Below are 24810 nucleotides of genomic sequence, written 5' to 3' on the forward strand. Positions count from 1 at the left end.
AGATCAAATTTACAAAAAAGAAATGAAGTACGAAAGTCAATCTGGTGTCAATATGGCTAAATTGTTTCCTGATGCTAGCCCTAAGTTAAAAGAAGACTGGAAGAAAATGTATGATGGTTATACCATCGTTTCAGTCACAAAAGCAGATATGATCTACAAAAAAGATGAGAACGGTAACTTGGTGCCAATGACAGTTCAAGAAGTTGAGCAACAAGGTGGTGACGTTGGAGCATTGGGAGTTGGCAGTAACAGTAATTATGGAATTACCGTTTATATCACAACAGCAAAAGTGACTGGGGGGAGCTCTTATCCTACAGAATGGCTTCTGGGAGGATCATTTGAGTGGGCTAATCATCCTGACGTCGATGAAGGAAACAGTGTAGATGCATTTGTAATTGGTTGGTATGGTGGGTTGGCCATTAAAGCAAACTCTACTTCAAGTGTGGTCCACTATAATGACGGAGATAAATATCCAGCTGTGGTTACGCTAACTCCAAATGCTGGGGTTGGCTGGGAGTTTAACGAAGCCGTTGACGGTTTTTGGAGTAATTCGTATGCTGAAAGTGGGTCATTTTCAATTAAAATCATTAATAGTACATCTGATGCCGGGAATATTGGTAACGTGATTGGTCAATACAACCATTCCTATGAAACAAAGACGCTTACTAGCCTAGGACTTTCTTTAAGTACATCGGGTGGTGGCTTTAGTATAGGTTGGTCAACTACCACTAAAGTCAATACTGTACCGGCATATACAACTTATACTTACTAAAATAACTAAATTTGGCAGAGTTTAAATAGATAATCTTTACGTGAAAAATCTAGGCGGCAAACAAAAAATATTAGTCGCCTAGATTTACATTTAGACGTTGGAGGGAATACCGCATGCTTAAAATAAAACTGTTAGCTATAGTACTAATAACTGCTATTTTAACCAGCTGTAGTCGCTCCACTTTAGAGCATGAAAATTATGTCCAACATAACATTGTAAATCTTGAAGGGCAGTCTCTGAATAACATATTTGAATCGGCGCCTCAAAGTCTACTCAAAGATTGGAATGTTATTTTAAAAGATTCTAAAATAATCAGTGCATCATCAAGCAGAAAGTATTTTGTGTGGGATAAAAGAAAACAAAACTATAAACCGATTAATATTAAAGAATTAGGCACTTCTTCTGAGAGCCCAAATGTGGTGAATATATATACGATCATTTCTGAAAAAGTTGATAAGAACAACAAAACAGAAGTGATAATAGTAGATTCATTTGATCATAATCTAAACATGGAATCCCTTTCAAGTGAAACTTCGTTGTTAGGATTCTCTATGGGCTTTAATAGTAAGGATGCTATTAAATCGAATTCTGAAATAGGGGTTATACATTTTGATGATCGAGATGAGAAGATTCCTGTAACTTCAGTTTTTTCTGGAATTGGTTGGGAACGAAATGTTATGAATAATGATTTTCCAAATAGTGGAACTTTTTCGATGATCCTTTATAAAAACGAGTCTTTCGAAAATTCAAGAACTATCTTTAGTAGGTTGGATTTGGATATAAACTCCAAGAATAAAGAACAATTCTATTATCAATTTACTGGTTCGCAATTAACAATCAACAAAAGTTCAGAAATTAATCTTACCAATGAAACAACACTTCGGTAACCACCCATCCACATTCTACAAGTGGCCACTTCATGTCCAATTTACTCTCTAAGAGATTCTGACTCGAAACGATAGATTTATCTGCAAAATGGCTGAAAAACGTCTTTTGATGAAATTAAGAAGTTCCTATGATATGAAGTGGCTAATGTATTAGGTGCTTCGACATTTTAACCGAGATGATAAATCCACCGCACATAACGCGGTGGATTTCTGATAATATTGGCAATAACTACCTTATTTGTTTGTAATAAGCATTTATGAGACTTGTTTTTTGTATTATTCTTGCTGCCCATTCTCGCTCCTCTTCATCTTATTACGTCTCTGTTACAAATAAATCCAACAATCTTAAGTTTGACGTATCTTTTTTCCCAATTATTCAGTTGTAGTATGATCAATAGCGGAGTCGGAAGATGCTCGATTGCGGCTCCTGCAACTGCCTTTTGATTTGTTCCTTTGCCATTCCAAAGCTCAGGGTGATCCTTTAGCCATGGCGAGCAGGGCGATTCCGCGATTCTCCTCACATGCGTTAGGACCATCTTTAAGATCGAATCCTTCTCCGACAGTTGACACCACGAATAGCCTCCACGCACAATAGAAACAGAAGATCCGTCTCTGCGGACGGAGGACTGCTTCTTCAGGAAGGAAGGATCAGATCAATCGTATGAGGAATAAACTCAGTTCAAGAAACGGACTGCTCTCTATAGCAATTGCGGTGTCTGCGGTCATTTATGCCGTGATTATGCTGAAGCTGCTTATTTTTCGGGGAAGAGCTTATGGCTTCCATGCTTATAATCTGGTCCCGTTCAAGACGATTAACAGTTTGCTTATGCAGAAGCAGCATTACAACTTTACGATGTGGTATAGAAATTTATTCGGCAACATTGTGCTATTTATTCCTCTCGGCATCTATTTTCCGCTTTGGAAGAGCAGATTTTGGCACACATGGAAGCTGGCTATTGCGGTCGCTCTCCTCATTTTTGCCGTAGAATGCATTCAACTGTTGTCCGCAGTGGGAAGCTTTGATGTGGATGACATTATACTGAATACTTTCGGAGCGCTGCTTGGCCTTGCGCTGATGAAGGGGCTCCGTTTGATGATCCGGGCGGCCGGAGGGAACGAACAAGGATGATGAAGGCGAGGGTTTATGATGCAAATTAGATTAGCTGTTCCGGGGGATGAGTCCGGTATTGCGACGGTTCATGTGGATGCCTGGAGAACGACTTACAAAGGTATGGTATCAGACGAATTTCTGGCGGCTCTGAGCTATGAACGGAGAAAAGAGCTGTGGGAACGGAATCTTGCGCAGGAAGACAATCTTGTTTTTGTAGCGGTGAATTCGGATGAGCGGATTGTCGGTTTTGCATCGGGCAGTTCGTCGCCGAAAGGCGGCAGCGGAAAATACAATGCGGAGTTAACCGCCATCTACCTGCTGGAGGAAATCCAGGGAACGGGTGTCGGCAAAAGGCTGGTGACCGAGCTTTTCAAAGCTTTTGCCGGGCAGGGTCATGGCTCCGTGTTTGTTTGGGTGCTGGAAGACAATAAGAGCAAGCATTTCTACGAGCATTTGGGCGCACAGAAGGTAGAGACCGCTGTGGTCCGGATCGGTGACCGTGACCTGAACGAGCTTGGTCTCGGATGGGACCCGGAAGCCTTCCACCGCATTGCAGGGCCCGTTGCAGGGTCCGAAGGGTTCAATCATGCCTGAGGCCCGGCAGACGTCTTATATCTATACATATGCTTGCCATGAGGATGAGCGTGAGCTGTGCCGGCTTGAGCTTAGCAGTCTGCTTATGCATGAGCCCGGCGTCCGGCATATCGGGAGCAGTATTGGAATTGACCCGCGCCGGAGCCCGTTCCTGCATGAACGTCTTACTGTAATGTTCGAAGCGGAAAGCCTGAAGGAGCTTGCGAACAGCGTCCGCTCACTGGACCTGGGCGGCGCTACCTTCAAGCTTCTGTACATGGACGCCGATACGGCTGAGACGTATGAACAAAAGCGCACCATCGAGCGCCGCATAGGGGCAGCCATAGTCGGCAAGGCGGAGATGAAACGACCGGACCGCCTGCTTGGCATCGCTTTTGCGGGTGGCCGCTGGGTGCTTGGGGACTGCGTCAGAAGCGAGGCCGTATGGCTGCAGCATGGCGACAAGCCGCGGCAGTATTCGACCGCGCTGAGTACGCGGGTCGCACGGGCGGTAGTCAATATCGCCGCGCCTCATCCGGAGGGCAAGCGGCTGATCGATCCGTGCTGCGGCATCGGCACGGTCCTTGTCGAAGCGCTGTCGATGGGAATGGATATCTCGGGTTATGATATCAATCCGCTGGCAGTGCGGGGAGCGAGAGAGAATCTGCGTCATTTCGGGATGCCGGATGTAGTGAAGCTGGGAGACATGCGGCTGTTGGAAGGAAGCTACGATGCCCTGATTCTCGATCTGCCGTATAATCTTTGCTCCGTAATGACCGACGGGGAGCAGCTGGACATGCTGCGGAGCGCCCGCAGGCTGGCTTCCCGCGCGGTGATTCTGACTACGGAAGAAATCAGCCGCGCGGTTATGGAGGCCGGATTTATCATTGCCGAGCAGTGCCGCATTTACAAGGGGCGTTTTGTAAGGCAACTGCTGGTTTGCCAATAAGTTTTTTGCGCTTAAGCTTGGTAAAATTTATACGCTTCTCTATAATTTAGAGAGAAGAAGCAGCTGCGAAAGGAGGGGATGACGTGGACAAAATCGCTATTATTTCCGATATACATGGCAATTTGCAGGCGCTTGACGCCGTTCTGGCAGACATTCGGGAAAGAGGAATTTCGCGGATCTTTTGTTTGGGCGACCTGGTTGGCAAAGGGCCTCATTCGGACCTGGCCGTGGATACGGTTAGGGAACAATGCGAGATGGTCGTATCGGGCAACTGGGACGAGTTTATTCGTGAAAGCAGCGAATACGAAGCCATTCGTTGGCATCAGAACCTGTTGGGTCCGGAGCGTATGGCCTATCTGGAATCGCTGCCCTTTTGCATTGAGTTTATGATGAGCGGCAGGCTCGTTCGCCTCTTTCATGCTTCTCCGAGAAGTCTGTATGAGCGCATTTATCCGTGGGATGACCTTAAGAAGCGCTTGTCTTTATTTCAGCCCTCAGACCGGTGCAGAGTGAACAGGACGGCAGACGTTGCGGGTTATGGCGATATTCATACGGCATTTCTGCAGCATGAGGACAGCAAAACTCTGTTTAATGCCGGCAGCGTAGGGAACTCGCTGGATATGACCCAGGCGTCCTATGTCATTATGGAAGGCCGCTGGGGCGGTAAGGACGAAAGCCCCTTCGGGCTGCAGTTTGTCAGGGTTCCTTACGATATTGAAGCGGCGATCCGCGCGGCGGAAGAACGGAACATGCCCCTGCTTGAGCCGTATACGATGGAGCTTAGGACCGGGAAATACCGGGGAAAATATAACGCCTGATGAGTCAGGCCGGCTGGGATGCTTGCTCTTCCGTCATTTTCCTTTCCGAGCCTCGGAACATGAAGAAATAAAGCAGGGAAGCCCCAATGTACAGGCAGCCCGTGACGCTGAAGGTAATGGCGTATCCCCAGTACGTCCCGTAGCGCGTAACCAGATGGGATTGAACAGGCCCCATGGTGGCCCAGCCGAGCATGAACGCTGTTTGCGTGAGCGAGTTTGCAATGCCCCGGCGGCTGTGCCCGATCCGGTCAATCATAATGGTGGACTGGATCGGATTGGCTGCATTCATTAAAGCCTGACGAAACAGGAAGCTGACGGCGGCGAGCATAAACAGGTTCGTAAAACCGGTCAGCAGCAGGAACGGAAGCGACAGTATCTGGAAGCAGACGACAGCCCGCACTTGTCCGACTCTGGCCGCTAGAGACGGGCCGATGAGCATCGAGACGATTGTCATGATCTGTCCCAAAGAAATGAGAACCCCTATGACGGACAAGGATACCGAGAACCGGTTCGTAAAATACAAGTTCAGGTAAGGCACCACGAGTCCTGAACCGAAGCCGATCAGCAGCTGGCCCAGAACAAACCGCCCGATCATTTTGAATTCGGCTGCGGCGCCTTGGGGTGTGCCGGGATCAAGCGATACCGGCTTTTCTGCGTCCGGTTTCCGATTTTCGCTAGTTCCGCTTTTTTCACAGGCAAACAGCATAGGGATAAAGGCTGCAAAGGTTACCGCTCCGCCAATCACCAGCACGGTCCGCAGGCTAAGCAGGGCATTCAGACCCAAGGCTTGAAGCGCGTCGGCAAGTACGCCTCCGCCCATGCTGCCGATGACCTGCGAAGCCAGCACAAGCGAGGAGAAGTAGCTGAACATGCGCAGCCTGTCTTTGCCGCTGACATTTTCCGCAAGAAAGGGAATCGCCTGCACCTGAAAGAAAGAGGCAAACAGTCCGGTAAACACCGCGAGGCCGATCAGGCTGGCTTCGCCGGACATCAAGGAGCGCAGAATAAAGGCTGACCCGCTAAACAGTGCGCCCAGGACGAGTATTTTTTTGCGGCTTGCCTTGTCACCCCACAGACCGATCGGCACAAACATGAATGCCGTGGCAAAGGACTGGATGCTCACAACCCGGCCGTTCATGGCGTCATTATAGCCAAGCTCCTGAATGTATAAGTTGTAAAGGACACCGAACATGCCGGTTCCGATTTGGTAGAGCATGTTTGCCAGAAAGAAAAGCTTGATATTTCTTGGCCACCCCCGCATCTCAAGAATGATGGATTGAATAAAGCTCACGTAAGGATCCTCCTGTCTCTTGCTAGCGTAACTTTACTATTCTACCAGCTGAGCCCTGATCAAGAAAGAGAAGGAATGGTTTTTAGTAGAAAAAGAGCGCTTTTCGCATATAAATGCAAAGAGCGCCCTCAGGTGTTCTTCGATTATTGTTTCGGCTTGTTGTAGCCGTGTTCACCATAAGGTTCAAGCTGCTTGAGCCATTTAGCCTCCAGCTTTTTCAGCTCATCCGCCTCGTCGAAGTAGCCTTCTTCTTTTTTCTTGAGCACTTCGAGCACTTCGATTTCAAACGCGTCCGCGCCGTACTGCCGCCACTCTTCCTGAAGAGATTTTACCGGATGAGTCCCCATTTCAAGCATAAATTTTCTGCCTTCGATTGTTTTAAAATTGCGTGTGCTTTCCACAAGCATCTTATGGTTGACCTTGTTTCTGATCTGGTATACGCCGGCCTCGGTTTTAATCTCTTTGTACATCTGCTGAAGCTCTTTCTTTCGGTTCGTATCCATGTCATTATGTTCCTCGCTTTCTTTCCCCTTGTGTCCGTCCTATGCGGACGGTCAGGCTTTCAGCCAATAAGCGCTGCCGTCTTCCTTGCGGTCCAAAAAACCGTAATCAATCAAATATCTTCGTATCGTTACATAGTCCTCATACACGGTTTTAATGATTTCATTGATTTCTTTCTCGGTATAAACCCTGCCTGCGTCAAACCGCTTGCTGATTTCTCTAAGTACGACAAACTTTGCTTTCTCTTTGATGGCAAAGGTGGTTAGCTGTCCATCGGTTCCGTCCGGAAAATACTTATTCAGTAGCTTCTCCCGTTCTGCTTCGGTCACATTATAGCGGTCATCCAGCATCCGCGCCGTTTTGTGCGGCTCTATAAAAGTCGTGGCGCCCGAGTCCTTTTCTTTGAGGAGCTCCATGATCGTCAGAAAAACTTTGGCTTGCCGTTCTTTCTCCTTGAGGGCGAACCGGTGGTTGCGGATGGTGGATGTGCTCCCGATGCCGGCAGCTTCCTTGATTTCCGAATCATTCAGACCTTCATAGAACAATTCAAGCAGCCGTTTCTGATGGTCCGTAAGGCCCGTCAGTTTCTTGTCCATACGAAGCAGGTACGAGAAGACGGAGCCGTAAGTTTTCTCAATATAAACGCCCATATACCGTTCAGCCTCGTAAAATAAACCCTCCACAGGGTATACAATCCCTTTCTCGACAATCTTCCCGTCAAGCAGGCAGACAAAGGCGTTGTTATCTTCGATATAACCGCGCTTCAACTCTTCCAGGCTTGCATGCCAAAAACGTTCGCTTATGTCCATAACAGCCGGCTCCTTAATTCTAAACAGTAATTATATAGACAATATATTATATCGTTTGTATATTGTCAAACATAATAACTAATTGTTTGGTATTAAGGAGTTTGTTGAAAACGAATGGAAATAAACTCCTCCGTGGAAGAATCCAGCCGAATAAACACATAGACGCCGAATTCCCGGCCATTTTTTCGCAGCCACAGCTTGAAGCGTTCTTCATCGATCGATGGCGAAATCTTGTACCGGCCGATATGAAGATAATCGATAACGGAGGCTTCGTATTGGCTTTTCGCTTTCTGGACGGCAAGCTGCCCCCATTTGGCGTAAGAGGGATCGTCTGAAGAAGGAGAGGAGGTAATCGCCGCAGCCGTAAACAAATGCAGCAGCAAGAAGGAAACTTTGTTGCCAAGCAAGATCATCGTTATCACCCTTTTAATGAGATTTGGATAACTGTTATCTTGCAGCTTCCGGATGGAGGTTATTCAAAAGGGGGATGAAATCAAAAAAAGGACGCCTGCGTCCGCCATTTGATATGGCTTTCGCAGCGCCCTTGCTCTAGTTTATAAACTTGTATTCGTTTACTTGCGTTTCAACTGGTCCATACTTTTGAACTCGTCGATCATCTTCTCGGGACCTGATGTGATTTCCTTGTCCCAGGCCAGCATCCCGCCATCATAATTGTGCACGTTCGAAAATCCAAGCTCCTGAAAATACCTCGCCACATTGTAACTGCGATTTCCGCTGCGGCATATAAAGACGTATTCGCTGTTTTTATCCAGTTCGTCGGCGTATTCGGCGATTTCACCCATCGGAATGAGAGGCACCGAAGGAATATGAGCTTCGATATACTCATGAGGTTCTCTTACATCAATTACAATCGTCTCCCGCTCCGCATCCTGCAGGATTTGTTCAAGCTCATCGGCATCGATGTGCGACACGCCGTCAATAATCTGGCCCAATTTCAACACCTCTCCTTTTACTTCAGTATGAACTAGCGTAATTCTGTTATCCAAAGATGTCCATGCTTAAGTACCGCTCGCCTGTATCCGGGGCAATGCACAAAATCCGTTTGCCTGCCCCGAGCCTATGGGCCAGCTGTATGGCAGCCCAAACGGAGGCGCCGGCCGATGGGCCGACAAGAATGCCTTCCTCCGCGCCCAGCCTGCGTGTTGTCTGCAGCGCATCTTCATCCGTGACTTGAATAATATCATCGTAGACGTCGGTATTCAAGATGGGAGGGATGAAGCCCGGGCTGGTCCCGACCAGCTTATGGGGCCCTGGCTGCCCGCCGGACAGCACCGGCGAACCCTTGGGCTCGACAACATAAATGCGGAGATCCGGCAGAGCTTTGCGCAGCGTGTCCCCTGTACCGGTGATCGTGCCTCCGGTACCCGATGACGCGATGAACACATCCAGCTTGCCGTTCATTTGCTCCAAAATCTCCACCGCCGTCGTTCCGCGGTGGGCGCCTGGATTTGCCGGGTTCTCGAACTGCTGGGGGATGAAGCTGCCCGGAATGTCCGCTGCAAGCTGCAGCGCTTTTTCAATGGCACCCGGCATCCGCTTTGAAGCCGGCGTTAGGACGACTTCCGCGCCATAGGCCTTCAGAATGTTAATCCGTTCCTTGGTCATATTGTCCGGCATAACGAGTATCGCGCGGTAGCCTTTGGCAGCGGCATTCATGGCCAGCCCGATGCCCGTATTCCCGCTTGTCGGTTCGATGATAGTCGAACCGGGCCGAAGCTTCCCGGCCTTCTCGGCCTCCACAATCATATTATAGGCAGCGCGATCCTTGACGCTTCCGCTCGGATTGAAATATTCCAGCTTCACGTACACCTCCGAATCACCAGGGAGGGTCAGCCGGCTCAGCCGAACTGCCGGGGTGTCGCCGATCAGTTCCGTAATGCTGTTCACCACTTTTGCACCCATGTTCATTTGCCTCTTTTCGTAAAATAGAATAATGAGCTTTGTCAAGATGTGGACAAGGTTATCCACAATTCGGCGTTCTTCTGTGTGTAAATACGATGAAAGCATACCCAGCAAGACTTTAATTGAAACATGAAAAATTGGCACAGGTCTGCACATGCTTGGTGTGTGGAATGTGGATAATGTGCATAAATTGGTGGATAAATTATCCTGAAAGCTGTAAAGCGGGAGAGTGCAGGGATTTACCCAGGACTATTTTCCCGTTTTGATTGTGAATTAATAAGTGTTTTTGTGGATAATGCTGTTTATAAGTTTTTTGCCTTGGAATTCAACTTTTTTTTGAAATATTAACGCAGCGTTAACTTTCGGCAAGCTGCTCCCATTCCTCGTAAGCTCCGCCCAGCTCAATCTTCCGAGTATCAATCGCGGTCTGGCGTTCCTGGACGGCCACATAATCCTGATAAACCTCCGGCAGCGTCAGTTCCGTTTCAAGGCTCGCGATTTCTTCCTCCAGCTTGGCGATTATGGCTTCGAGCTGTTCCATTCTCCGCTGGCGGTTCCGCTCTTCGCGCTTGGCCTGTTTATCCGCTTCGAATGAAGCCGCGCCGGATTTGGTTTCGGCGGTTTCGGCTTCCAGCTTTGAAGAAGGGCCGCCCCGCACCTGGGAAGCAGCGGCACGTTCGGCAGCAAGTTCGGCGAGCTCCTGCTTTTTCTCCACATAGTCGTCATAATTTCCAAGGAAATGATGGGCGGCTTCGGGATGCAATTCAATAATGCGCTCCGCCATTTTATTCAGAAAATACCGGTCATGGGATATAAACAGCAGCGTTCCCTCAAAGTCGAGCAGGGCGGATTCCAGCACTTCCTTGCTGAACAAGTCCAGATGGTTGGTCGGTTCGTCGAGAATCAGTACATTGGCTTTCTTCAGCATCAGCTTGGCCAGCGCCACGCGGGCTTTCTCGCCTCCGCTCAAGGAGGAGACCTTCTTCAGCACATCTTCGCCGCTGAACAGGAAATTGCCGAGAATCGTGCGGATCCGGGCTTCTTCCACGTGGGGATAAGCGCTCCACAGCTCTTCCAGAACCGTATTGTCCCCGTTCAAATGAGTTTGCTCTTGGTCGTAATAGCCAATGCGGATTTTGGTCCCCCAGTTCACTTTGCCGCCGGTGGCTTTGTGCTCGCCGGTCAGGATCTTCAGCAGCGTTGACTTGCCGATCCCGTTGGGGCCGATCAGTGCGGCAGTTTCGCCGCGCCGAAGCTCGAAGGACACATGCCGGAACAGCGGCGGCTTGCCGTCAAAAGCATAGGAAAGACCGTCCACCTGCAGCACTTCGCGCCCGGACATCACCTCCGCCTCGAAGGAGAAATGCGCTTTTTTCAGATCGCCGAGCGGCTTGTCGAGCACTTCCATCTTCTCAAGCGCCTTGCGGCGGCTCTGCGCCCGTTTTGTCGTTGAAGCGCGCACGATATTGCGCTGAATAAACTCTTCCATCCGGGCTATTTCGTCCTGCTGTTTCTCATATTGCTTCATTGCGCTTTCGTACTCCGCGGCTTTGAGCTCTACGTACCGGCTGTAATTGCCGGTATAGCGCCTTGACTGGTGCCGCTCGATTTCGACTATGGACGTAACCAGCCGGTCGAGGAAATACCGGTCATGGGAAACGACGAGCAGTGCGCCGGAATAGCTGCGGAGGTAATCCTCCAGCCAGGTGAGGGTCTCGATGTCCAAATGGTTGGTCGGCTCGTCGAGCATCAGCAGATCGGGAGCCTGCAGCAATATCCGGGCCAGCGCGAGCCGTGTCTTTTGTCCGCCGCTAAGCGTGGCTATGGGCGTCTCCGGCGCAAAGTCGCCAAAGCCCATTCCGTGCAGTACGCTGCGGATTCGCGTCTCCATTTCATATCCGCCATGGTCCTTGAACCAGTCGGATTTGTGCGCATATTTTTCCAGCAGCTCCTGATAGTTTTTCTCCGCATGATTGGCCGACGGATCGGCGATTTGTTCCTCCATCCGGCGCAGCTCGGCTTCGGCTTCTAGCAAGGGGGCGAACACGAGCAGCATTTCATCCCAAATGGACTTGTCGGAAGCAAGGCCGCTGTTTTGGGCCAAATAACCGATTGTCGTTTCCTTGGATTTGAAAATTTGCCCGCCGTCATAGGACATCTCGCCGGCCAGAATTTTAAGCAGGGTCGATTTGCCTGCCCCGTTTACGCCGACTAGACCGACGCGCTCGCGTTCCAACACCTGAAGATTGATTCCTTCAAGAATGGGAGTAACTCCGAACAGTTTCGTAATATTTGAAGCTTGAAGCAGCATAATAACTAACATCCTCCATCTCTATAATGACCGGAAGAAGTTCCGGCAATCAGTGCCTGTGCATATATCTCCAGTTTAACCGAAACCGCTTCTAAATGCATCGCCATATCGGTTCTTGAAAGCTTTCCCCGGGCGGATCTCCAGCCGGTTTCCATTTTCATAGAACAATGATAAACTAGCAAGTAGAAGCGCCTTTACCGTCCTTGTTATATAGATGTGATCTGCTTTTTGAAGATGAAAGAAATAGCTGCATGTTTGGCGGAGCTTATGTGACGGAAGGTAGGGTACGCATGGATACGATGGAAATGAAAAAGAAGCTTCGGCTTCAAATGGCAGCGGTTCGGGCCGGCATTGACGAATCAGTCCGGCATGCCCGCTCCGAGGCCGCCTGTCATCAGGCGGAAGCGAAGGTGCTGGGTCCGATGCGCAAGGCGCTGTCTTGCAAAGAGGGCAAAGGGCTGACCATTTTTACATATTTGTCTTATCGAGATGAGCCTTCAACAGCAGCTTTGATCGAATGGTGCTTGGAGCACGGCGATACCGTGCTTGTGCCGAGAGTATCCGCATCAGGCCAGATGACGCTTCACCGTTTTGATGGTCCGAATAGTATCGCTCCGGGGGCATGGGGCATACCTGAACCGAAGGAGTCGGTTCCTGTTTGGCCAAAGTCCCGTTACGGGGAGATCGACCTGGTGATTGTTCCGGGACTGGCTTTTGATTTGCAGGGTGGCCGCATCGGTTATGGCGGAGGATACTACGACCGTTTTGCAGAGCAGCTGTGCGGGGTAGCGGAGGAAGGTGGCATACCTTTGTACGGATCGTTGTTGTTTGAGGAGCAGTTGGTTGAACAGGTTCCGGCGGAGGAACATGACCTGAAGCTGGATCTATTATTTTTGGCGACTGATGTTATTTACATAAAATAACCCCAGAAACTTATAAACTCTAGATTGGTAAAAAAAGGCAGTGATCGATTGTGGAACAACATGACGGCGGAATGACGCATTTTAATGAACAGGGCCGCGCCCGGATGGTGGACGTGTCCGGAAAGGAAGCCACCTACAGAACCGCTGTTGCGGTAACTACGGTTACCATGCTGCCGTCTACGCTTGCAGCGGTCAAACAGGGCACAACCCGCAAAGGGGATGTGCTTGCGGTGGCCCAAATCGCGGGCATTCAGGGAGCGAAGCGGACATCGGACTGGATTCCGATGTGTCATCCGCTGCCGCTTACCGGAGTGGACATTTTATTCTCCGATAATGGACACGATAAATTGTTCATCGAAGCTTCCGTCCGTACGGAGGGAAGAACTGGCGTTGAGATGGAGGCGCTCACGGCCGTTTCGGCGGCTGCGCTGACGGTATACGATATGTGCAAAGCGCTTCAGAAAGATATCGTCATCGGTCCGACAGAACTCAAATCCAAGCAGGGCGGCAAGAGCGGCGATTATCAGCGGAAAGAATAAACCGTTTTAGGGGCTGTTTCTGATAGAACGGAGAAGCTGTCTGAAGAAGCTAAAAGCTTTCTGCAAGAAACTAACGGATGGGAGGGTGAGGTTATGAAATGGAAAACAGCGATCCTTACGGCCAGCGATAAAGGATCCCGGGGCGAACGCGAGGATACGAGCGCCCAGGTGATCCGGGAGCTGGTCGAAGAAGAGCTGAACGGGGAAATTATAGAGTATCGGATTGTGCCGGATGAAGAAGATGAGATTATCGCCGCCTTGATTGAAATGACCGATTATTTTCAGGCCAATCTTGTGCTGACGACCGGCGGGACGGAGCTTGCGGCAAGAGACGTTACCCCTGAAGCAACGCGGCGCGTTATTGAACGGGAGGTTCCGGGAATGGCGGAGGCCATGCGCGCGGGAGCGATGAAGAAGAATCCGGCCGCCATGCTGTTCAGAGGCGTTGTCGGGATCAGAGGCCGCACCCTCATTGTGAATTTGCCCGGCACGCCCAAAGGGGTTCATGAAAATTTGGCCGCCATTATGGATCAGCTGCCTGAGGCGCTTCTAATGGTAACAGGTCAGTTCCGACTGTAGGAGACCGGACCAGCAGGAAGATTTGCGGCGGTGTACCATGATCTTTCCGTTCAAGGAAGCGGAGGGTCGTATGTTAAGCTGAACGCCTTTTCCTTTTGGGATGGGGTCGGCATCTATACGAAGATCGCGCTCATGATTGCTTTCGGAATCAGCCTCCCGTTCACGCTCTTCCAGCTGTGGGCGTTTGTAAGTCCGGGCCTTACGGGCGACGATCAAATATATTCCATTTGCCTTTTTGAGCTTTCAGGCGGGAGCTGCTTTTGGTTATTATGTTGTCTTGCCGCTGATCGTATTGTTCCTGACGCATCTGGAGGCTGGTGAACCCCAAGCGGCATAGAAAAATGCGGCGCACCGCCTATTTCGCCCTTGTCGTCGTTTCGGCCATGATTACTCCGCCGGATTTTTTCTCGGCATTTCTGGTCCTGGTCCCGATGCTGCTTCTGTACGAGCTTAGTATTGTACTATCGGCTAGCGTATACAAACTGAGACGAAATCAAGTCAGGACTCTTACTCCCAAGCCCCCTGGAAGCAGCCGCTTGAAAGCCGGCTGGATTCATTTGTTTTATAGGATAAATCGCGGAATATATTCTACTTGGCGAGGATAGAATGAAAAGGGAATGTCCGGTCAATTTTGAGCTAAAAAGTTGTACAAAACACTTGAAATATCCGGCCATATTGAGTATCATAAACAGTGTTGTTAGCACTAACTGTTGTCGAGTGCTAATACATACAAATTCAGCTACATTCATTCTAAAAACTAACATAATTTCAAAGGAGGCTATTTTTTCATGATCAGACCTTTAGGTGAACGCGTATTGGTGGAAGCGATTGAGCAAAGCGAAACAACCGCATCCGGGATTGTGCTTCCGGACACCTCCAAAGAGAAGCCACAAGAAGGGAAAATCGTCGCTGTCGGCAGCGGTACGCTGAAAGACGGTGTGCGTGTTCCTTTGGAAGTTCAAGTCGGCGACCGGGTTATTTTCTCCAAATATGCCGGAACAGAAGTGAAATACGAAGGTAAAGAATATTTGATTATGAAAGAAAGCGACATCCAAGCAGTCGTTGAATAATAGACCTGTAAGTCGTTACGACTTTCAACAACTCTAATTTATCGGGAGGTTTATATTACTATGGCAAAAGACATTAAATTTAGTGAAGACGCTCGCCGCGCAATGCTCCGCGGTGTTGATGCTTTGGCTGACGCAGTAAAAGTAACGCTCGGACCAAAAGGCCGCAATGTCGTGCTGGAGAAGAAATTCGGCAGCCCGCTCATCACGAACGACGGTGTAACTATTGCAAAAGAAATCGAACTCGAAGACGCTTTCGAGAACATGGGCGCACAGCTTGTTAAAGAAGTTGCGACCAAAACGAACGACGTTGCCGGTGACGGTACGACAACTGCAACGGTTCTTGCTCAAGCCCTGATCCGTGAAGGCCTGAAGAACGTAACTGCAGGCGCCAGCCCGATCGGACTGCGCAAAGGGATCGACAAAGCGGTTCGCGCAGCTGTTGAAGAACTGAAATCCATCTCCAAAACGATCGAAGGCAAACAATCCATCGCTCAAGTAGCTGCCATCTCTGCAGCTGACGAAGAAGTAGGCGAACTGATCGCTGAAGCGATGGAGAAAGTGGGTAAAGACGGCGTTATCACCGTTGAAGAATCCCGCGGCTTTGCAACTGAACTGGAAGTCGTTGAAGGCATGCAGTTCGACCGCGGCTACATCTCTCCATACATGATTACCGACACGGACAAAATGGAAGCCAACCTTGAAAATCCATACATCCTGATCACTGACAAGAAGATCAGCAGCACGCAAGAAATCCTGCCGCTGCTGGAGAAAATCGTGCAGCAAAGCCGTCCGCTTGTCATCATCGCTGAAGATATCGAAGGCGAAGCTCAAGCGATGCTGATCGTGAACAAGCTGCGCGGTACGTTCAACGCGGTTGCTGTTAAAGCTCCTGGCTTTGGCGACCGTCGTGAAGCTATGCTGCAGGACATCGCTGCCCTGACTGGCGGCCAAGTCATCACCGAAAAGCTTGGTCTTGATCTGAAGAGCACAACGATCGACCAACTGGGTAACGCCCGTCAAGTGATCGTTACGAAAGAAAACACAACTATCGTTGACGGCGCTGGCGACAAAGCCGACATCGAAGCTCGCGTGAACCAAATCCGCGCTCAACTGGAAGAAACGACTTCCGAGTTCGACAAGGAAAAACTGCAAGAGCGTCTGGCTAAACTGGCCGGCGGCGTAGCCGTAATCAAAGTCGGCGCAGCTACGGAAACTGAGCTGAAAGAACGCAAACTGCGCATCGAAGACGCGCTGAACGCTACTCGCGCCGCAGTTGAAGAAGGTATCGTATCCGGTGGCGGTACTGCCCTCGTGAACGTATACAGTGCCGTTGCAGCCGTTCAAGCAACCGGCGACGAAAAGACAGGCGTAAGCATCGTGCTGCGCGCTCTGGAAGAGCCGATCCGCACAATCGCTGCAAATGCCGGCGAAGAAGGTTCCGTCATTGTCGACCGCCTGAAGAAAGAAAAAGCAGGTATCGGCTACAACGCCGCTACCGGCGAATGGGTGAACATGATCGAAGCAGGTATCGTTGACCCTGCCAAAGTTACCCGCTCCGCATTGCAGCACGCTGCTTCCGTAGCAGGCTTGTTCCTGACTACTGAAGCTGTGATCGCCGACAAGCCTGAGCCTGAAAAAGGCGGCGCTCCTGACATGGGCGGCATGGGCGGAATGGGCGGCATGGGCGGCATGATGTAATAAAGGGTTAAAACCCTCTATGGATCAACGGTTTCCGTCCGTTTAACCACACGAAATGAAAAATAGGCTTCTCACGAGTTCAAATCGAACTTTGTGAGGAGCCTATATTTATTAAGTATTACGAAGTAGATCAAGCATCTGATTAAGCTTCTTACCAAAGGTGAAAACCGTATGTCCACCGATCTTTGAAAAGGCAAAGAGCAGAGAATCAGCAAAATCAATTTTGATTTCACTGTAGACCTTTAGTGTTTCTATCAGAATACTTTTGTCATGCGTAGTGATGTTGTTGTAGTCGAGCAAGTTTCGTATTGAATCATAGATAAGTGATCTACCTTATAAACCTTCTCAAGTACATACACGACCACTGCAACGATTTCGTTAGGGATAAAGATGGGGTAGTTTTCAATCTTCTCGTTGGCTTGCTCAATGAACTGAGCCGCATCTTGAAATTAAGTTTGCATCAATGATGTTCATGCTTTTCCTGCACAACCTTTTTCCAAACGTCTTGTTCATGTTGGAGTAGATCTAGGTTGGCAAATTGTTTTAATGCGCCTCTCGCTTTAGGAGTACTAGGTGTTGGTGTTTTATGTGGAGCTTGAGTCTCCAAGGGTAATATGATCAATTCAACGTCTTGATTGCGCAGGTTATCTGGAAGATGGACGATATGTTTGAGTGCATCGCTGTTTGTAACTTTTCTGACGAAGTTCATGTTAATCACCTTCCTTAGTTTAAGTATAGCGGATTCAGCATTGACACATAATCTGGATGAGCATCCAGCTTATCAAGAACGATAACTAAAAGTTGAGTGAATAATATTATTGGGAATTTCGCCATATTTTTGCTACATAAACAAATATCGAACAGCTATAATCGTAACCCACACAACTGCCGCTATCCAGATCATTATAATCAGGCTGCCCGCGTACCAGTTTTTCGGCTTGCCGTCCTTCATTCGCGCTTCGGCTAAAACGGTGCATGCTTGTTTGACCGGCTCAGGTATCATTTTTAAAGCAAACATAACGCCTAAAGGAATAAGAATGACATCATCTAGATAGCCTAAGAGTGGGATGAAATCCGGAATCAGGTCGATGGGGCTGAAGGCGTAGGCAACGACCAATAAGGCGAATAATTTGGCGTACCAAGGCGTCTCCTTATGCTTGTATGCAAAATACAGGACAAAAACCTGTCTTTTTAGCTTTTTCGCCCATGTTTTTAAATGCTTGAACATTGAAATTCACTCTCCTAAACGATAGAGGTCAATTTATCTTATCACATTATCAGAACTGTTAACGAATCATCGATTCAAATTTACTCGTTAACATTGCGATAACACTCATGTCAAAGCAGCAATAGTAAAATAATAGTGTACAATCATAGAAATACATGTTGCTATTCGGAGGCCCGATATGTTGAGAGAATTAAAAACAGGAAAATACGTGAACCGGGATCTGAGCTGGGTTGAATTTAACCGGCGCGTGCTGCAGGAGGCCCAGGATAGCGATACGCCGTTATTGGAACGCTTGAAATTTCTTGGCATTGTGGCCAGCAACCTGGATGAATTTATGGCCGTCCGGGTCGCGGAAACGAGGGAAAAAATCAAGGCGGGATTTACGCAAAAGGATTTTACTGGATACACGCCGGCCGGCTTGTACCACAGACTCGTCAAGCGCATCAGCAGAATGGTTGCCGAACAGTACCGGACTTACCGGGAACTTACCCGTTTGCTGGCTAAAAAAGGAATCGATTTTCAGAAGTATGACGATTTGAATGCGACTCAGCAAAAAGCGATGGATCAATATTTTCACGAAATTATTTTTCCGGTGCTGACCCCAATGGCTGTCGATCAGAGCCGGCCGTTTCCGCTCGTGCATACGAAATTTATTTACTTGTCGGTTCTTTTGCAGAAGGAAGGCGGGAACGACGAAGATTCTTTCTTTGCCATTGTTCAGGTGCCGTCCAACGTGCCGAGGGTTGTACCCGTGCCGCTGCGCGCAAACAGCAAGAGAAAATCCTTCATTCTGATGGAGGAACTGATCAAGCATCATATCCATACGCTGTTCACGGGATATGAGCCGCTTGCTGTCCAGGATTTCAGGCTGACCCGCAATGCAGATCTGACGATCAATGAGGAGGAAGCCGAAGATCTGCTGGAGGAGATTGAGAAAGAGCTTCGGCGCCGCAGAAGGGGCGCGCCGGTACGCCTTGAGGTGCAGAAGGGAATTCATCTAGACGCCCTCGCGGAGCTGCAGGATGAACTCCAGATCGGGGATCATGTCTACGAAATGGACGGTCCGCTGGATTTGAGCTTTTTGATCGCTTTTGCCGATAGCTTGGAGGGCTTCTCCCATTTGAAATATCCTCCGATTCAGCCGGTCTATCCGCAGGAATTTGCTTCGCGGGAAAGCCATATTGAGCTGCTTCGCAAACGTGACGTCCTTGTCTTCCATCCCTACGAATCGTTTGAGGCTGTGACCGATTTCGTTCTGGAGGCTTCCGAGGACCCGCGTGTCATGGCCATCAAGATGACGCTGTACCGGGTTAACGGGGATTCACAGCTTCTTCCCGCTCTGGCGCATGCCGCAGAGTCAGGCAAGCAGGTGACCGTGGTTGTCGAGCTGAGAGCCAGGTTTGATGAGGAACGGAACATTGCCTGGGCCCGGAAGCTGGAAAAGGCCGGTTGCCATGTTGTTTACGGGCTGGTCGGTTTGAAGACCCATGCCAAAATTATCCTCGTTGTCCGCAGGGAACAGGAGGGGCTTAGACGCTATGTTCACGTGGGTACGGGCAATTACAATGCGAGTACGGCGAGGGTGTATACGGATGTAGGCTTGTTTACGTCTAATCCGGTGATTGGAGAGGATGCTTCAGAGCTGTTCAATGAGATAACAGGGTTCTCGGGTCCAAAAGATCTAAAGGCGCTTCATATTGCTCCTAGCGGCATGAAGGACAAGTTTTTCGAGCTCATTCGGCGGGAAGCCGAACATGCCATGAACGGGGGCAAGGCGCACATTATAGCCAAAATCAATTCCCTTTCCGATCAGGAAATCATTGATGAATTGTATCAGGCATCCCAGGCCGGAGTACGAATCGACCTGATCGTCAGAGGTGTCTGTTGCTTGCGTCCAGGCGTGGAAGGCTTGAGCGAAAACATCCGTGTGATCAGCATTGTGGACCGTTTTCTGGAGCACAGCCGTCTATTTTATTTTAACAACGGCGGAAATCCGGAAGTTTATTTGGCCAGCGCGGATTGGATGACCCGCAACCTGAAAAGGCGCATCGAACTCATGTGCCCGGTGTTTGATACCGGGATTAAGGAGATGGTGGTCAGCATTCTTGATTTGCTGCTTCGGGACAACGTCAAGGCCAGAGAGCTGCTGCCAAACGGCAACTATGTTTTTGTTCAGAGTAAAGAGCCCCCGCTTCGAAGTCAGACGGAGGCAATGAACATTACGTTATGGAAGCCGGCAGATTTGTCCACGTCAACTTGACGTCCCAGGCATCTTCGAGGTCTTTGGCCGCATCTTCGAGTTTACTTTCTTCAACCAACGGCTCAGCTGCGCAGTACAACTGCAAACGCAGCGAGCCGTTATGTTTGGCGGCCGTAACTTCCTTCACGGCCAGGGAAGAACGCAGCGCCTTCGCCAGATAGAGCAATGATCCAAGACGATGGGCTCGCTGCGTATCCGCCGGCTCCAGAATGTCCCGATGCTGCTCCAGCAGTTGGGGCGTTCTTTTTTTGGGGTGATAATCGGCGGCGATGGCGCTGAGCACTGTCTGCCGGTGGGACAAGCCGTAAATGCCGCCGAACAGAATCCGGTATGCGGAATGCTGGCTGCTCTTGTAGTAGTTCACAAGGATTCCGCTCGCATGCAGCATGGCAGCGGTATACATCACGTAAGCATCGTTTCTGTCAGGCTTCCTGCCTGTGAGCGCCTCATATATGGTAACCATATCCTCGTAAGACTTGGCCCCAAATGCCTCGGGCTCAGACGGTCCAAAGGCGAGAATGTTCCGGATGCTTGCCTTAAGCGCGTTAGGCACGGCCGGCTCGTCCGGAGCGATCCATTCCCGGAACAGGCCGTCCCGCACTCCGGCTCCGCTGACGATATAACGATCCGCCTTTACGGTCCGGAATATGGTTTGCAAAATAAGCAGCCCTGGAACGATAAGATTCGCTCGTTCTTTGGACAGCCCGGGCACCTTTTTGCGCTGGGCGAAGGACTGGAATGGCAAAGTTTCCGCAGCCTGATCGACCGCCTCGCTCTTCATCTCATAATAATGGGTGACCGGAAGCGAATATTGAATTCGCTTTTGGTGCATTTTAGCCATGGTTCGTATCGTTCCGCCCAGGCCAATCAGCGGGAGCCCGGGATTTATTTTAATCCAATCCAGACCTTCCAATGCCTGACTGATCTCTTCGCGGAAACGCCGAACCTGCTGCTGTGTCCACACTTCCTGGGTTCCATAGCGGGCATGGGCGTTTACGGCCCCGATCGGCAGCGAGATACTGTTCAACCGTTTGCGATTCCGGAACAGGGTTATTTCCGTACTGCCTCCCCCGATATCGATGATCATTCCGTCCTGAATGTCCATAGATTGAAGAACGCCGAGGAACCCGTAGTATGCTTCTTTGTCTCCCGACACACATTCAATAGTCAGTCCAGTATCAGCTTCAAGCCAGCGGATAATGTCTTCCGAATTGGCAGCATTGCGAATCGCGGCTGTGGCGGCGGCGCGAATATGTATGGTCCGGTAGGCCTCACAGATGGCCCGAAACTGACGCAGCACCGTGACGGCTGTCTGCAGATGCGCACGCGGAATCCGTCCATCAGGCTGAACCAGCCGGCTCAGACGGGCGGAGTATTTATTTTCGTAAATGATCCGGTAAGCTCCCCCCGGTTCTGTCTCATAAATCACCAGACGAACGGAATTGGAACCGATGTCAATGATCCCGATATTGTGATGAGTCATAGGCAACTCCTTGTCTACATACAGTATTGAAAAATATTACGATACGCTATATGCATCATGAGGGACGTTACAGCTCTTTATTATCATATTACCCAGTATGCAATAGAAATATTGTAGCATATTCGTATAGCCCTGCGAATTGATTTGATGACTTAAGCAGGTAATCGTACAAACCATTACGAGAGAAAATGCATCCATTGATATAAAAAGGGGTGAGCGTATGCAGACTCGAAACTCGGGCAATGCGCAGGGCATTGACGTTTCGCATCACAATGGCGTCATCGACTGGCGGCGCGTGGCCGCAAGCGGAAAATCTTTTGCCTTCATTAAGGCCAGCGAAGGAACAACCTTCAAAGACTCTATGTTTGCTGCCAATGTCCAAGGGGCCAAAGAGGCAAATTTGATGGTCGGCGCTTACCATTTTGTCAATGCGGCCACTGCGGAAAAAGCCCGGGAGGAAGCGGCCAACTTTGCCGCAGCCATGTCGCTCGTGGGAGGAGCCGCCGCTTTGGAGCTGCCGCCGGTTATGGATTATGAGAATAACCCCCGCGGCATCAGCAAGTCGCAGATTAATTCGGTCGCGAGCGCTTTTCTGGCCGAGCTGGAGGGGCTGACATCAAGAAAACCGCTTGTTTATTCGGGCAATGATTTTTCCGTTAATTTTGATGCAGGTCTGGGGACTTACGGGCTTTGGGTGGCCAGATACAGCACTCAGCCCCCGTGGAACGTGCCGGCCTGGAAAAACTGGGACTTCTGGCAGTACAGCAGTACAGGGTCCGTTGCCGGAATTAACGGCCAGGTAGACTTGAATGTATTTAGAGGGTCGGTGGAAGAACTGAGGGATTTTGTGAGCCGTCAAACGAACGGAGAGGATGTGGAGGACTTGCCAACGATACAGGAACTGCAGAATATTATACAGGCGCAGGAAGCTCGCATTGCCGCTATGGAACGAAAGCTCAACATGTCCGGCAAGGAGCCGCTGCCGAAATGGGCGGAGTCTGCAGTGGTTGCCGGCAAGGCGGTTGGCGCTATCAAGACCTCGGCCGATAAAAGCATCCCGGAGTTGGTTTCATTGCAGATGCTGATGAACCTCGGATTGCTCGACCCAGAAATCGTCAGGACGATTCAAAGCTTCAAGCGCCAGCAAAGCTAGGCTGCCCCTTCTATTGCCATAATGCAAGAACACAAATAGAACCCGTATAGACTGAAGGCTTGCCTGCAAAGCTCTGGGTCTATACGGGTTCTTTGGTTTGAACACTGTCCGGTTATATTTGCTCGCGACCGTTGCGAAGCTCTTCAGACGAGCGCTGCATGGCGAACGCCCATTTCAGCATGGGAGGGGTCACCAGGGTGGTCAGGATGACGACAATAACGACGGCCGTGAAGTATTCCGGAGCGAGCAGCCCTGAGGACAGACCTGTCGCAGCGATAATGAGAGCAACTTCACCGCGCGAGACCATGCCTGAACCGATGACGAGCGCAGAACGGTTGTCAAATCCGGTCAGCCTTGCGCCAAGTCCGCCACCGACCAGTTTGGTCAAAATGGCAACGACCGTAAGCAATACAATAAGGCCGATCTGGCTTCCGACGCCTTCAAAGGATACGTTTAACCCGATGCTGACAAAGAACACCGGAACGAACACCGCGTATGCGACAGGCTCGATTTTGGATTCCACAGTATGCTTGAATTCCGTTTGGGAGACGGCAATTCCGGCGATAAAAGCGCCGATAATGCCGGCAACGCCCATCGATTCGGCGAAATAGGACAAGGCGAAGCATACGATCAACCCGGCGGTAATGACCGTTTCCGTAACCTGCAGCTTGCCGAAGAGCTTCAACAGCCGGGGAACGACCAGCCAGGCCGCGGCGATTGCAATAATGAAGAAGAGCAGTTTTTTGGCGGCTATCATTCCAAGCGAAACATCGCTTTCCGCCCCAAGAAAACTCAGCATAAAGGCGAGCAGGACCACGACAATCACATCGTCCAGTACAGCTGCCCCGAGAATAGAGGTGCTTTCTCTTGTATTCAGCTTGCCCATTTCCTTCAGGGTTTGCACGGAGATGCTTACAGACGTTGCACACAGCAGCAGGCCCAAAAACAATCCTTGACTACTACCCAGTCCAAGCGCCATGGAAGCGGCATAGCCGCAAATAAGCGGAGTAATGATTCCGCCGATCGCGACTGCAAGTGCCGTTTTCCAGTTGCTTTGAAGCTGCTTCAAATCCGTTTCCAGGCCTGCCATGAACATCAGCAGCAGAACACCGATTTCCGAAAAATATTCGATAAATTCGCCGTTGTGAACCCAGCCCAGCACGGCAGGTCCCAGAATAATGCCGGCGATAAGCTTTCCAAGCACGGACGGCTGGCTGAGTCGAACCGACAAGTCACCGGCCAGTTTGGTAAACAGCATAATGATGCTTAAAGAAAGAATGAATTCCAAGTTGACTCCTCCTCTACACTCGCGAAGACACAAAAAGGGAGCCTGTACACAGGCCCCCCGCATCATTTAAGCATCCGTCTCAAGACATAGAGGGGCCTGGGTTGACAGGCTCCTCCGGTCATCGCATATAAAATTTGTGTTAATTATATCACACGATAAGCGATCTGTCGAACAGAAAAACTTTCCCAAAATTGGACCCCGGTCCATACCGGCGAACGCATCAAGACATATACTACCATGTAATTTATCATAAGGAGGAGTTTAAATGTCCGATTTCGTAGGAAAAGGTTTTACTTCAACTGGCGTCATCCTCGTGCTTTTCATCTTGCTGGTAATCATCACCCGCACGTTTTGGCTGTAACAGAATTCATTTAGCGTAAACGCATCAATAACCTCCCTGGCTCTGATTAGGGAGGTTTTGATGTACAATGGGGCCGGAAGGCTTAAACCAGCAGCCATAACACCAAGGAGCCAATCAGAAAGAGAGCGAATAGACACAGCTGGATCCATCCGAGCGCCAGCGCTATAAATTTTTCCTTCCACATTCCATTCACCCTGTAAACTTGCCGGTCTACGAAGAGAAGTACAATCCCGGAAACAAAAAACAGGGTGACAACATAAATCATCAACCGCATAAAAACCAC

At 49.8% G+C, this 24810-nt stretch carries 26 protein-coding genes and 1 pseudogene; 15 read left to right on the plus strand and 12 right to left on the minus strand.

From position 1 onward, the window contains the following. Nucleotides 1–52 precede the first annotated feature (52 nt). The 6 genes from K7397_RS11650 (at nucleotide 53) to K7397_RS11675 (ending at nucleotide 5110) form a co-directional block, all read left to right on the plus strand. Nucleotides 53–772, plus strand: coding sequence for a hypothetical protein (locus K7397_RS11650; RefSeq protein WP_223068133.1), 720 nt, complete (start codon nucleotides 53–55; stop codon nucleotides 770–772). A 113-nt stretch (nucleotides 773–885) separates the two neighbouring features. Beyond that, on the plus strand, nucleotides 886–1659 hold the full coding sequence (locus K7397_RS11655; protein ID WP_223068134.1) for a hypothetical protein: 774 nt from the start codon (nucleotides 886–888) through the stop codon (nucleotides 1657–1659). A 661-nt stretch (nucleotides 1660–2320) separates the two neighbouring features. Beyond that, complete coding sequence (locus K7397_RS11660; RefSeq protein WP_223068135.1) at nucleotides 2321–2788, plus strand: VanZ family protein; 468 nt, start codon at nucleotides 2321–2323, stop codon at nucleotides 2786–2788. A gap of 15 nt (nucleotides 2789–2803) precedes the next feature. Then, nucleotides 2804–3364, plus strand: a complete 561-nt coding sequence (locus tag K7397_RS11665) for a GNAT family N-acetyltransferase (protein ID WP_237690866.1) — start codon at nucleotides 2804–2806, stop codon at nucleotides 3362–3364. Then, the gene (locus K7397_RS11670; RefSeq protein ID WP_223068136.1) at nucleotides 3357–4292 is read left to right on the plus strand and encodes a TRM11 family SAM-dependent methyltransferase; all 936 of its coding nucleotides are present in this window, start codon (nucleotides 3357–3359) and stop codon (nucleotides 4290–4292) included. Before K7397_RS11665 ends, K7397_RS11670 begins: the two co-directional genes overlap by 8 nt. Nucleotides 4293–4375: 83 nt before the next feature. Then, the gene (locus tag K7397_RS11675; RefSeq protein ID WP_223068137.1) at nucleotides 4376–5110 is read left to right on the plus strand and encodes a metallophosphoesterase family protein; all 735 of its coding nucleotides are present in this window, start codon (nucleotides 4376–4378) and stop codon (nucleotides 5108–5110) included. A gap of 4 nt (nucleotides 5111–5114) precedes the next feature. On the opposite strand, the gene K7397_RS11680 is transcribed toward K7397_RS11675, so the two are convergent. The 7 genes from K7397_RS11680 to K7397_RS11710 all read right to left on the minus strand — a co-directional run bounded on the left by K7397_RS11680 (nucleotide 5115) and on the right by K7397_RS11710 (nucleotide 11945). Then, the gene (locus K7397_RS11680) at nucleotides 5115–6401 is read right to left on the minus strand and encodes an MFS transporter (protein ID WP_420488777.1); all 1287 of its coding nucleotides are present in this window, start codon (nucleotides 6399–6401) and stop codon (nucleotides 5115–5117) included. A gap of 143 nt (nucleotides 6402–6544) precedes the next feature. Beyond that, nucleotides 6545–6904 carry a GIY-YIG nuclease family protein gene (locus K7397_RS11685; protein ID WP_223068138.1) on the minus strand — a complete coding sequence of 120 codons (360 nt, stop codon included), beginning with the start codon at nucleotides 6902–6904 and terminating at the stop codon, nucleotides 6545–6547. 51 nt (nucleotides 6905–6955) lie between these two features. Then, complete coding sequence (locus K7397_RS11690) at nucleotides 6956–7711, minus strand: DUF2087 domain-containing protein (protein WP_223068139.1); 756 nt, start codon at nucleotides 7709–7711, stop codon at nucleotides 6956–6958. A gap of 92 nt (nucleotides 7712–7803) precedes the next feature. Then, nucleotides 7804–8124, minus strand: a complete 321-nt coding sequence (locus tag K7397_RS11695) for a DUF3889 domain-containing protein (RefSeq protein ID WP_223068140.1) — start codon at nucleotides 8122–8124, stop codon at nucleotides 7804–7806. A gap of 159 nt (nucleotides 8125–8283) precedes the next feature. After that, on the minus strand, nucleotides 8284–8664 hold the full coding sequence (locus K7397_RS11700) for a rhodanese-like domain-containing protein (protein WP_223068141.1): 381 nt from the start codon (nucleotides 8662–8664) through the stop codon (nucleotides 8284–8286). A gap of 46 nt (nucleotides 8665–8710) precedes the next feature. Beyond that, nucleotides 8711–9634, minus strand: coding sequence for a cysteine synthase A (gene cysK / locus K7397_RS11705; protein ID WP_223068142.1), 924 nt, complete (start codon nucleotides 9632–9634; stop codon nucleotides 8711–8713). A gap of 355 nt (nucleotides 9635–9989) precedes the next feature. Further along, nucleotides 9990–11945: an ABC-F family ATP-binding cassette domain-containing protein gene (locus K7397_RS11710; protein ID WP_223068143.1), complete on the minus strand. Its 1956-nt coding sequence runs from the start codon at nucleotides 11943–11945 to the stop codon at nucleotides 9990–9992. A gap of 290 nt (nucleotides 11946–12235) precedes the next feature. Here K7397_RS11710 and K7397_RS11715 point away from each other — a divergent pair, with 290 nt between their 5' ends. From K7397_RS11715 to groL, 6 genes and pseudogenes are all read left to right on the plus strand, one after another. Beyond that, a complete protein-coding gene (locus K7397_RS11715; protein ID WP_223068144.1) occupies nucleotides 12236–12868 on the plus strand; it encodes a 5-formyltetrahydrofolate cyclo-ligase in 633 nt (210 codons plus the stop codon). Between the two features lie 71 nt (nucleotides 12869–12939). After that, entirely contained in the window at nucleotides 12940–13407 is a 468-nt protein-coding gene (moaC, locus tag K7397_RS11720) for a cyclic pyranopterin monophosphate synthase MoaC (RefSeq protein WP_223068207.1), read from the plus strand. A gap of 93 nt (nucleotides 13408–13500) precedes the next feature. After that, a complete protein-coding gene (locus tag K7397_RS11725) occupies nucleotides 13501–13986 on the plus strand; it encodes a MogA/MoaB family molybdenum cofactor biosynthesis protein (RefSeq protein ID WP_068700259.1) in 486 nt (161 codons plus the stop codon). A 30-nt stretch (nucleotides 13987–14016) separates the two neighbouring features. Beyond that, nucleotides 14017–14591: pseudogene (gene tatC / locus K7397_RS22200) on the plus strand (twin-arginine translocase subunit TatC). Between the two features lie 183 nt (nucleotides 14592–14774). Beyond that, nucleotides 14775–15056, plus strand: coding sequence for a co-chaperone GroES (groES, locus tag K7397_RS11735; RefSeq protein WP_223068145.1), 282 nt, complete (start codon nucleotides 14775–14777; stop codon nucleotides 15054–15056). 60 nt (nucleotides 15057–15116) lie between these two features. Continuing rightward, nucleotides 15117–16754 (plus strand): chaperonin GroEL, encoded by a 1638-nt coding sequence (gene groL / locus K7397_RS11740; protein WP_223068146.1) that lies wholly within the window; start codon nucleotides 15117–15119, stop codon nucleotides 16752–16754. 460 nt (nucleotides 16755–17214) lie between these two features. On the opposite strand, the gene K7397_RS11745 is transcribed toward groL, so the two are convergent. Beyond that, nucleotides 17215–17463 carry a hypothetical protein gene (locus K7397_RS11745; RefSeq protein WP_223068147.1) on the minus strand — a complete coding sequence of 83 codons (249 nt, stop codon included), beginning with the start codon at nucleotides 17461–17463 and terminating at the stop codon, nucleotides 17215–17217. Between the two features lie 132 nt (nucleotides 17464–17595). Continuing rightward, complete coding sequence (locus tag K7397_RS11750) at nucleotides 17596–17982, minus strand: YkvA family protein (protein ID WP_223068148.1); 387 nt, start codon at nucleotides 17980–17982, stop codon at nucleotides 17596–17598. A 178-nt stretch (nucleotides 17983–18160) separates the two neighbouring features. Between K7397_RS11750 and ppk1 the strand changes: the two genes are divergently transcribed. Continuing rightward, entirely contained in the window at nucleotides 18161–20242 is a 2082-nt protein-coding gene (gene ppk1 / locus K7397_RS11755) for a polyphosphate kinase 1 (RefSeq protein WP_223068149.1), read from the plus strand. Here ppk1 and K7397_RS11760 read toward each other — a convergent pair. Then, nucleotides 20202–21725: a Ppx/GppA phosphatase family protein gene (locus K7397_RS11760; protein ID WP_223068150.1), complete on the minus strand. Its 1524-nt coding sequence runs from the start codon at nucleotides 21723–21725 to the stop codon at nucleotides 20202–20204. The two genes, ppk1 and K7397_RS11760, sit on opposite strands and share 41 nt — an antisense overlap. A gap of 220 nt (nucleotides 21726–21945) precedes the next feature. Here K7397_RS11760 and K7397_RS11765 point away from each other — a divergent pair, with 220 nt between their 5' ends. After that, a complete protein-coding gene (locus tag K7397_RS11765) occupies nucleotides 21946–22878 on the plus strand; it encodes a glycoside hydrolase family 25 protein (protein ID WP_223068151.1) in 933 nt (310 codons plus the stop codon). 112 nt (nucleotides 22879–22990) lie between these two features. Here K7397_RS11765 and K7397_RS11770 read toward each other — a convergent pair whose 3' ends face one another. After that, nucleotides 22991–24166, minus strand: coding sequence for a cation:proton antiporter (locus tag K7397_RS11770; protein ID WP_223068152.1), 1176 nt, complete (start codon nucleotides 24164–24166; stop codon nucleotides 22991–22993). Nucleotides 24167–24431: 265 nt separating this feature from the next. Here K7397_RS11770 and K7397_RS11775 point away from each other — a divergent pair, with 265 nt between their 5' ends. Next, entirely contained in the window at nucleotides 24432–24527 is a 96-nt protein-coding gene (locus tag K7397_RS11775; RefSeq protein WP_223068153.1) for a YjcZ family sporulation protein, read from the plus strand. An 82-nt stretch (nucleotides 24528–24609) separates the two neighbouring features. Here K7397_RS11775 and K7397_RS11780 read toward each other — a convergent pair whose 3' ends face one another. Further along, the gene (locus tag K7397_RS11780) at nucleotides 24610–24801 is read right to left on the minus strand and encodes a CLC_0170 family protein (RefSeq protein WP_337926716.1); all 192 of its coding nucleotides are present in this window, start codon (nucleotides 24799–24801) and stop codon (nucleotides 24610–24612) included. Between the last annotated feature and the right edge of the window lie 9 nt (nucleotides 24802–24810).

This window comes from Paenibacillus caui (assembly GCF_019904135.1).
Classification (GTDB): domain Bacteria; phylum Bacillota; class Bacilli; order Paenibacillales; family Paenibacillaceae; genus Fontibacillus; species Fontibacillus caui.

Coding starts and splice junctions, on each gene's coding strand:
- K7397_RS11650 (WP_223068133.1), top strand. CDS start 53: ATGGCTAAATTGTTTCCTGATGCTAGCCCTAAGTTAAAAGAAGACTGG.
- K7397_RS11655 (WP_223068134.1), top strand. CDS start 886: ATGCTTAAAATAAAACTGTTAGCTATAGTACTAATAACTGCTATTTTA.
- K7397_RS11660 (WP_223068135.1), top strand. CDS start 2,321: ATGAGGAATAAACTCAGTTCAAGAAACGGACTGCTCTCTATAGCAATT.
- K7397_RS11665 (WP_237690866.1), top strand. CDS start 2,804: ATGATGCAAATTAGATTAGCTGTTCCGGGGGATGAGTCCGGTATTGCG.
- K7397_RS11670 (WP_223068136.1), top strand. CDS start 3,357: ATGCCTGAGGCCCGGCAGACGTCTTATATCTATACATATGCTTGCCAT.
- K7397_RS11685 (WP_223068138.1), bottom strand. CDS start 6,904: ATGGATACGAACCGAAAGAAAGAGCTTCAGCAGATGTACAAAGAGATT.
- K7397_RS11690 (WP_223068139.1), bottom strand. CDS start 7,711: ATGGACATAAGCGAACGTTTTTGGCATGCAAGCCTGGAAGAGTTGAAG.
- K7397_RS11695 (WP_223068140.1), bottom strand. CDS start 8,124: ATGATCTTGCTTGGCAACAAAGTTTCCTTCTTGCTGCTGCATTTGTTT.
- cysK (WP_223068142.1), bottom strand. CDS start 9,634: ATGGGTGCAAAAGTGGTGAACAGCATTACGGAACTGATCGGCGACACC.
- K7397_RS11710 (WP_223068143.1), bottom strand. CDS start 11,945: ATGCTGCTTCAAGCTTCAAATATTACGAAACTGTTCGGAGTTACTCCC.
- K7397_RS11715 (WP_223068144.1), top strand. CDS start 12,236: ATGGATACGATGGAAATGAAAAAGAAGCTTCGGCTTCAAATGGCAGCG.
- moaC (WP_223068207.1), top strand. CDS start 12,940: ATGACGCATTTTAATGAACAGGGCCGCGCCCGGATGGTGGACGTGTCC.
- K7397_RS11725 (WP_068700259.1), top strand. CDS start 13,501: ATGAAATGGAAAACAGCGATCCTTACGGCCAGCGATAAAGGATCCCGG.
- groES (WP_223068145.1), top strand. CDS start 14,775: ATGATCAGACCTTTAGGTGAACGCGTATTGGTGGAAGCGATTGAGCAA.
- groL (WP_223068146.1), top strand. CDS start 15,117: ATGGCAAAAGACATTAAATTTAGTGAAGACGCTCGCCGCGCAATGCTC.
- K7397_RS11745 (WP_223068147.1), bottom strand. CDS start 17,463: ATGAACTTCGTCAGAAAAGTTACAAACAGCGATGCACTCAAACATATC.
- K7397_RS11750 (WP_223068148.1), bottom strand. CDS start 17,982: ATGTTCAAGCATTTAAAAACATGGGCGAAAAAGCTAAAAAGACAGGTT.
- ppk1 (WP_223068149.1), top strand. CDS start 18,161: ATGTTGAGAGAATTAAAAACAGGAAAATACGTGAACCGGGATCTGAGC.
- K7397_RS11760 (WP_223068150.1), bottom strand. CDS start 21,725: ATGACTCATCACAATATCGGGATCATTGACATCGGTTCCAATTCCGTT.
- K7397_RS11765 (WP_223068151.1), top strand. CDS start 21,946: ATGCAGACTCGAAACTCGGGCAATGCGCAGGGCATTGACGTTTCGCAT.
- K7397_RS11775 (WP_223068153.1), top strand. CDS start 24,432: ATGTCCGATTTCGTAGGAAAAGGTTTTACTTCAACTGGCGTCATCCTC.
- K7397_RS11780 (WP_337926716.1), bottom strand. CDS start 24,801: ATGCGGTTGATGATTTATGTTGTCACCCTGTTTTTTGTTTCCGGGATT.